Source organism: Pedobacter changchengzhani, assembly GCF_004354365.1.
Classification (GTDB): domain Bacteria; phylum Bacteroidota; class Bacteroidia; order Sphingobacteriales; family Sphingobacteriaceae; genus Pedobacter; species Pedobacter changchengzhani.
This window is the reverse complement of the sequence record NZ_SJCY01000017.1, coordinates 23,813-31,540: the sequence shown is the minus strand read 5'-3', so window position 1 is coordinate 31,540 and position 7,728 is coordinate 23,813. Positions and strand designations below refer to the sequence as shown.

7 protein-coding genes are annotated in these 7,728 nt (G+C 33.8%); 3 read left to right on the top strand and 4 right to left on the bottom strand.

The annotated features are described in order from the left end of the window. Window positions 1-49: 49 nt before the first annotated feature. From EZJ43_RS16440 to EZJ43_RS16425, 4 genes are all read right to left on the bottom strand, one after another. The gene (locus tag EZJ43_RS16440; protein WP_449406371.1) at window positions 50-991 is read right to left on the bottom strand and encodes an IS256 family transposase, variant Zn-binding type; all 942 of its coding nucleotides are present in this window, start codon (window positions 989-991) and stop codon (window positions 50-52) included. Window positions 992-1,928: 937 nt separating this feature from the next. After that, window positions 1,929-2,462, bottom strand: a complete 534-nt coding sequence (locus EZJ43_RS16435; RefSeq protein ID WP_133263813.1) for an RNA polymerase sigma factor — start codon at window positions 2,460-2,462, stop codon at window positions 1,929-1,931. A gap of 138 nt (window positions 2,463-2,600) precedes the next feature. Next, entirely contained in the window at window positions 2,601-3,617 is a 1,017-nt protein-coding gene (gene murB, locus EZJ43_RS16430) for a UDP-N-acetylmuramate dehydrogenase (RefSeq protein ID WP_133263812.1), read from the bottom strand. A gap of 92 nt (window positions 3,618-3,709) precedes the next feature. Continuing rightward, window positions 3,710-4,156: a sterol desaturase family protein gene (locus EZJ43_RS16425; protein WP_133263811.1), complete on the bottom strand. Its 447-nt coding sequence runs from the start codon at window positions 4,154-4,156 to the stop codon at window positions 3,710-3,712. A 335-nt stretch (window positions 4,157-4,491) separates the two neighbouring features. On the opposite strand from EZJ43_RS16425, the gene EZJ43_RS16420 reads away from it, so the two are divergent. From EZJ43_RS16420 to EZJ43_RS16410, 3 genes are all read left to right on the top strand, one after another. Continuing rightward, the gene (locus EZJ43_RS16420; RefSeq protein WP_243718121.1) at window positions 4,492-5,154 is read left to right on the top strand and encodes a TetR/AcrR family transcriptional regulator; all 663 of its coding nucleotides are present in this window, start codon (window positions 4,492-4,494) and stop codon (window positions 5,152-5,154) included. A 65-nt stretch (window positions 5,155-5,219) separates the two neighbouring features. Next, the gene (locus EZJ43_RS16415) at window positions 5,220-6,560 is read left to right on the top strand and encodes a TolC family protein (protein ID WP_133263809.1); all 1,341 of its coding nucleotides are present in this window, start codon (window positions 5,220-5,222) and stop codon (window positions 6,558-6,560) included. Further along, window positions 6,560-7,621, top strand: coding sequence for an efflux RND transporter periplasmic adaptor subunit (locus EZJ43_RS16410; protein ID WP_133263808.1), 1,062 nt, complete (start codon window positions 6,560-6,562; stop codon window positions 7,619-7,621). Before EZJ43_RS16415 ends, EZJ43_RS16410 begins: the two co-directional genes overlap by 1 nt. Window positions 7,622-7,728: the final 107 nt, after the last annotated feature.

The following is a 7,728-nucleotide window of genomic DNA, read 5'->3' as shown; positions in this document are numbered from 1 at the left end:
TTCGCCGGAACTTAGCCCAGCCATTGCTTCGTTTTTGAAGCTCTCAAAATCAAAATCTTCTCCTGTTCTCATCGCTAATTGTGTTTAAAGGTTTAACGCTTTGACACAGTTCGTGGTACATACTCTTCTTTTTCCGTGGTAATGAAAGTCCGTTATGATTTCTGAGTTTGTTCTTTAGATCTGCAAAATGACCATCAATTGCGTTCGTTGTATTAGGAATGTTCAGTCCGATATGATCATACCATGTAAACAACCAGGGCAGGTTTGTTTTCAGGCTACGGTAAGCGCTTCGAAGCCTTTTATGGACATACCTGTTTTTGCCTGTTAGGTCTACTTTGCGTTCGTTAAGAAATGTTTCCCATTTCCCGAGCCATTCGTTCAGGCCTCCCTCGAAACTTTCCCTATCGGTTTGTTTTAACATCAATACAAGCTCCCAAAGCTCTTTACTGGCATGCATCTTGGGCTTTTTGGTCAGGTATCTCCTAATAATTGCAACCTGGTGGAAGTTGCACATCTGAATAGGAATACCTTCAAATAGGGTTAATAACCCTTTGCGACCATCACAAATGATTGCCTGTACTTTTATCCCTCTTCTGGAGATTTCCTCTATACCCGAATAATAAAGTTTGTTGGTCTCTTGTTGAACATACTGCTTAAAGAGTACTTGTCCGGTAAGGCTGTCGTTGAAAACCATCACACCAAATTTCCTCCCAAAATAGGTCGTATCCATCAATACATTTACCGAACTGGCGAAGCACTTTTGTACAGTTACATTAACACCATCAATTTTGCGTTGTATTGTTTTTGTAGAGCAGTTGTACTTGACCGAGAGCTGAAGATAGGTCTGTTTACCTTGGGTGTAATCCGTCCAGATTGAATCTGGATTTATTGAGCTTCTTGTACTGAATTGTTTGCCACAAAACCCACATTTAAATCGCTGTTTACCATTAACCTTGCCATATTTTAAAGTGCTTTTTGACCCACAATAAATGCAGTTTTTTTATATTTAGCTAACATAGGGCGTAAATATATGACAGTTAGGCGATTACAGCGTAATTACCATTCTTTTTGTCTATTAGCCCGCTAATGCGATTAAAAGCAAAAACCCTAAAAAAAGCAAACAACTTTTTTACATCCGCGAAGATAATCAGGATGATTTAAAGCTTATGCTAGCATTATTGCTTTAATAAAAGACAAATGATAATATTTTCAATAAATCAATAAGTGCTAAGAAATCAACGCCAACTAATTCTGTTGAAACCTCAATCCTTAATGATTCTTAGTGCCTCAATGATAAAACTAAAACAAATGAATTTTCAACCATTAAGATTTAAGATAATTAAGCGATTTCAGCCAAAACTTAATATTTCTTAATGGTAGAAACATTAAATACAATTTTTTAAAACATTAAGATTTAAGGCAAATAAGCGATTTCAATCAAAAATTAATATTTCTTAATGGTAGAAACATTAAATAAAGTTTTTTAAAACATTAAGATTTAAGGTAATTAAGCAATTTCAGCCAAAACTTAATATTTCTTAATGCCTTAATGGTAGTAACACTTAAACCAACACAATTTTTTAAAACATCAAGAAGTTAAGGTAATTAAGCAATTTCAGACAAAACTTAATATTTCTTAATGCCTTAATGGTAGTAACACTTAAACCAACACAATATTTTAAAACATTAAGATATAAGGTAATTAAGCGATTTCAATCAAAAAATTAATGTTTCTTAATGCCTTAATGGTAGAAACAGTAAAACCAACACAATATTTTAAAACATTAGCAATGTTAAGGTAATTAAGCGATTTCAATCAAAAACTTAATGTTTCTTAATACTTGAATGGTAGAAACATTAAATACAATTTTTTAAAACAAAAAAAGCTTGAAAAATTTCCAAGCTTTTAATTTTTGATAGATATTTTCCTAATTTACCAACGCTAAAGCTGGAACTTCCTTTGAATATGTTTTTAAATATTTTTTCAAGATTCCTCTTGCTACATGTATTCTAGTTTTTACCGTCCCGATAGGAATTTCTAACATATCGGCGATTTCGTGGTATTTATAACCTTCGAAATAACGGATAAATGGTACGTAATAATCGTGTGGTAATTGAGCAAGCGCTTTATCAATATCGCCTAAAATAAATTTGCTTTCTGCTTGATTTTTTGACGAACTAAAAGACAAATTTGCAGAAGAAATATCTTCGCTTTGCGTAATTAATGCATTCTTTTTTACTAACCTACGGTAGTTATTAATAAATGTATTTTTCATTATTGTAAACAACCAACCTTTCAAATTTGTGCCTTCTTTAAATTTGTTGTAGTAGGTTATCGCTTTTAGCATGGTATCCTGCACAAGATCATTTGCATCTTCTGAATCTTTTGTAAAATTTAAGGCGTAAGATTTTAAAGATAAAGAGTGATGATTTACTAAATGGTTGAATTCAGGTTTAGTCATGATGTAGTGGTTTTAAGTTAAAAGAAAACAAGGAAATTTCTGTGATGTTTGTTTTACAATTAAAGAGTAAACAAACTTAATACCAAAAAAAAACCTCCACATTCAAAAGCCTTAGAAGCAACATGAGCAAACAATTCGTCACAGAATATTTACTTCACGCTCTAAAGTGACTCCAAAAGTGGACTTTACACTGTCTATAATTTGTGCAGAAAAATCGAGCACCTCAGTTCCGGTTGCGCCGCCATGATTAACCAACACAAGCGCCTGGTTTTTCCACGTTCCGGTTTTACCCACCGTTTTACCTTTCCAGCCACATTGCTCAATCAACCAGCCTGCGGCTAACTTTACTCGTCCATCTCCGGTTGGATAATTAACAACATCAGGATGCTTCGAAATTACTTTATCAAATTCGGCTTTATCGATGATTGGATTTTTAAAAAAACTACCTGCGTTTCCAATTGTAGATGGATCTGGCAGTTTACTAACCCTAATATGCGATACCGCAGCGGATACATCAGCAATGTTAGGATTAGAAATTCCCCTGTTTGCTAATTCTGTTTCTATCGCGCCGTAAGAGGTATTAATCTCAGCCTGAATTTTTAAATTAAACGTTACCGAAGTAATAATAAATTGACCTTTAAGTGTTCCTTTAAATATACTTTCGCGATAACCAAAGTTGCAATCTGCGTAATTGAAGGTTCTAATTTCGCCAGTTTTAATTTCAAAAGCTTGGCAACTTTCAAAAACATCTTTAAGCTCTACGCCGTAAGCGCCAATATTCTGTATCGGTGATGCGCCCACTGTACCAGGGATTAAACTCAGGTTTTCTACACCAGAAAAATTATGACCTACACAATAATTTACAAAATCACCCCAAACCTCTCCCCCACCGGCCGTAACTTTAACATGATGATTTTCAGTGCGAGATTTAATGCCTTTGATACTTATTTTAACAATCAATCCATTAAAATTTTTAGTAAAAAGCACATTACTGCCTCCACCAATTATCAAAATATTTCGATTCACAACCTCTGTAGTCTTAAAGAGCATCTTTAAATCTGTTTCATTAAATATTTCAGCAAAATAACGCGCCTTAACATCAATACCGAAAGAATTGTAAGGTTTAAGAGAAATATTTTCTTGAATTTGAAGCATGATAATCGTTTGAAAAACAAAAGTAGCAGAAATATCTGTTTTTAATGATTTGGAATTTGCACTAACGAATATTTTAAGATGATCCAATCTTATTATTTAGTATCGGAGAGGATTCCTTTAGTAAAAAACAAAAGACCGAAAGCTTTACCATGTTCTTTACCCATATTTTTATGGTGGATTTTGTGTGCCTTTCTAACCGCCGTTAAATAAAAATTTTTGCTTTTAAAAGTTTTAAATCTGCGGTGAACAAACCAATCGTGAACCACAAAATAAATTAAACCATATATAGTGATGCCAACACCAATAAAAAATTTATAGCCAAAATTTGTTCTATCAATATACATTAAATACAGTGAAAGTGATGCAAATAATATAGCAAACAAATCATTCCATTCTAAAAAGCCAGTACTTTTTTCGTGATGACTTTTGTGAAGAAACCAAAGTGGTCCATGAAACAGATATTTATGGATACACCATGATAAACACTCCATCGCTATGATTGTGCCCAAAACAATAACTAAAGCAAATACGATTTCCATAAACATATAACAAAGGTAAAGCTCACGGAGCTTATTTAAAAATTAAATGTTTTAACCAAAAGTAGATTATAACAATTTAAGCATTCGAACTAAAAATTGTACAGATTTGAAGGCATACTTTATCGCTAATAATGACCAAAACAAAAAAAAAGTAACCATGCAATTACTTTTGTCATTCAGCGCAAAGCGAAGAATCTACTATTAGCAAATAGATTCCCCGCTTGGCCGTCAAGTAGGATCCGAAGTCCGGACCGACAAAAAATAAAAAAGCGAGTAATGTCATAAACCCGTAACCTTATCACAATTTCTTAATCAAATGATTGAAAAGTGTGTTAATGTTTATACTTTTGACTTTTATATTAAAAAGGTCAGAAGGTTTAAAAGTAAACATGGAAGTAGCAGATAAAAAAAGAGAGCAGATTATTGAAGGGGCGATTAAGCGATTTACTCATTTCGGTATCGGAAAAACCACTATGAACGATATCGCTGATGATTTATCCGTTTCAAAACCTTCTTTATATTATTATTTTCCTGATAAGAAAAGCCTGATTGTTGGTGTAATCGAAAAAGTTTTTCAAGAATATTTTGAGGTTTTAAGAAATGAATACAAAAAAGAAGATGCATTAGAAGACAGTTTGTTCAAGATCATCGATATAAGAGATTCTTTTTTCAAAAAATATTATATGCTTAAAATTACCGAAGGTGTACCTGAGCTTTTATATAACGATGATGCCATTAAGCATACTTTAGAAAACCTAAGAAATGCAGAGCGAGATTTTTACACTGCGGTTTTTAAGGATTCTGAAACAAAAAAAGAAATAGAGCACAAAGATATGGCGCACGTAGCCGAATTATATATAGAAAGTTTAACAGGCCTGACCACCATTTGCGTAATGGATGCTAAAAAAGATTTATTTCCGGATGAAGCGGTATTTGTAAAAGTTAACAATAAACAAAAAGAATTATCTAGAATCTTTGTTAGGGGATTAAGGTGTTAATTGGCATCTTTTCAAAAGAAAATCATAATTACAATAATTAAAAAACAAAAAGAACAATACATATTATGCTTAAAACAAAAATGGCGAAAGCCCTACTTATTTTATTAGTAGGCTTTGCTTTACCTCAATTCGCAATTGCGCAACAAAAGGTAACTTTAAAAGATGCATTAACCTTTGCCCTTCAAAACAACACCAAAGTGCGCAAGGCAAAATTAGACATCGAAAAAGGTATTTACAAAGTTGAAGAAGTTCGAGCGCAGGCATTGCCACAATTAACGGGCATTGCTGGCTTAACCTACAATCCAATTATTGGGCAACAGGTTGTAGATTTTGGCGGACAGTTACAAACCTTAAAGTTTGGCCAAAAATGGAATTCCAACGGTGGCATTCAACTTTCGCAACAATTATTTAACCAGCAAATATTTACTGGCTTGCAGGCAGCAAAATCTAGCGGAGAGTATTACAATTTAATGTCGCAACTTACCGAGGAGCAGGTTATAGAGTACGTAGCCAACAATTACTATCAAGTTTTGGTTAACAGACAGCAACTGAATGTAATTGATACCAATATTAAAAATATTGGCGTTGTTGGCAAAATTGTAAGCAATCAGTACAAAAATGGTTTGGCACGTAAAATTGATGTAGATCGTATTAACGTAAACTTAACCAATTTGAATACGCAGCGCGAACAGATTATTAATGGCATTACGCAGTTAGAAAATCAGCTAAAATATTCAATGGGCATGCCGGTTGCAACACCAATTATGTTGCCAGCTACAGAATTAACGAAGGTTACAACATTGCCGGTGCTTACAGATTCTATCGACTTGAGTAATAGAACTGAAGTTAAATTGCTAAATACGCAGGATAAACTTTTGGCTCTGCAACGTAAAGCTTATGTTTCAGAATATTATCCAACGCTTGCATTGGCGGGCAATTACACGTATTCGAGTCAAAGCAACAGTTTCGATTTTTTAAGCACAAACGAAAAGGCAATTGGTTACGGTTCATCAGCTATTGGCTTAACGTTAAGAGTGCCAATTTTTAATGGGTTTTTAACAAGATCGAAAATCCGACAAGCGGATGTTGACATTAAAAAAGCGCAAGAAGATAGAGTAGAATCTACCAACGGTTTAAATTTAGCTTACGAGAATGCAAAAATTCAATTGCGCAACAACATGAATACGATAAACTCGCAAAGTAAAAACGTTGATCTTGCGCAAGAAATTTATAAAAGTACACAGAACAATTACAACAATGGCTTAGCATCATTAACGGATTTATTGGAAACAGAAAACTCATTAACACAAGCTCAAAATACATACACACAGGCTTTATTAAATTATAAAATTGCCGAAATACAATTAATTAAATCAAACGGAAACATTAAATCGCTATTAAAATAATGAAAAAGGCAATTATCATCTTACTCGTTATCGGAGCATCAATTGGTGCAATCGCTTACGTATTAACAAATAATAAAAAGAAGACTGAAGAAAAAACGGCTTTCATTGCTAAAGGTGGCGGTGCAGTAGCTGTAAACGCAGCTAAAGTAGAAAAGAAAACCGTTGATTTGGATTTTAGTGTAAACGGTAATTTTATACCTAAACAGGAGCTAAACTTCTTATCAGAAAGCCCGGGTAGAGTAACCAAAATTTTTGTAGATGAAGGTGCTCGTGTAACTAAAGGACAAGTTTTGGCACGTATCGATGCAGAAATCATCAATACAGATAGAGAAACTGCGCAAGCAACCTATCAAAATGCATTGAAAGATCAGGCTAGGTACCAAAGTTCTTACAGTACAGGTGGTGTAACGCAACAACAATTAGACCAAGCGAAATTGGCAACACAAAATGCAAAATTACGTTTACAGGCTTCGCAACGCAGGTTAAGCGATGCAAATATTAAATCGCCAATTAACGGAATTGTAAATAAGAGATATATTGAAGTTGGTGCTTTTGTAACTGGGCAAGGCACGCAATTATTCGAATTGGTTGATGTTTCTAAATTAAAACTAAAGGTAAATGTAAATGAATCGCAAGTTGCAAACCTTAAAATAGGCGATCAAATTGCAATAAAATCTACCGTTTTCCCTAATGAAAAATTTACTGGAAAAATTACTTTTATTGCAGCTAAAGCAGATGGAACTTTAAACTTCCCGATAGAAATTGAAGTAGCAAACAACACTAACAATAGTTTGCGTGCAGGTATGTACGGCACTGCAGTTTTCAATTTCCCAGCACAAGCACCTTCTATTCTTATTCCGCGTACATCATTTGTGGGCAGCGTAAGTAGCAACCAAGTTTTTGTGTTAGAAAACAACAAAGCTAAAATTCGTAAAGTAATTGCAGGCCGTATTTTAGGCAACCAAGTTGAAATTGTTGATGGCTTAAAAGAAGGTGAAACCGTGATTACAAGCGGACAAATTAACTTAAGCGATGGTACAGCGGTTAGCGTAGTAAAGTAAGTTGTAAGTTCAGTTGTAGGTTATAAGTTGTAATTTATAAGTAAAAAGATCTAGTGTCTAAATACTAATATCTAACACGTAAATACTAACATCTAATTACCAATTTC

Coding starts and splice junctions, on each gene's coding strand:
- EZJ43_RS16435 (WP_133263813.1), bottom strand. CDS start 2,462: ATGACTAAACCTGAATTCAACCATTTAGTAAATCATCACTCTTTATCT.
- EZJ43_RS16425 (WP_133263811.1), bottom strand. CDS start 4,156: ATGGAAATCGTATTTGCTTTAGTTATTGTTTTGGGCACAATCATAGCG.
- EZJ43_RS16415 (WP_133263809.1), top strand. CDS start 5,220: ATGCTTAAAACAAAAATGGCGAAAGCCCTACTTATTTTATTAGTAGGC.
- murB (WP_133263812.1), bottom strand. CDS start 3,617: ATGCTTCAAATTCAAGAAAATATTTCTCTTAAACCTTACAATTCTTTC.
- EZJ43_RS16410 (WP_133263808.1), top strand. CDS start 6,560: ATGAAAAAGGCAATTATCATCTTACTCGTTATCGGAGCATCAATTGGT.
- EZJ43_RS16420 (WP_243718121.1), top strand. CDS start 4,492: ATGTTTATACTTTTGACTTTTATATTAAAAAGGTCAGAAGGTTTAAAA.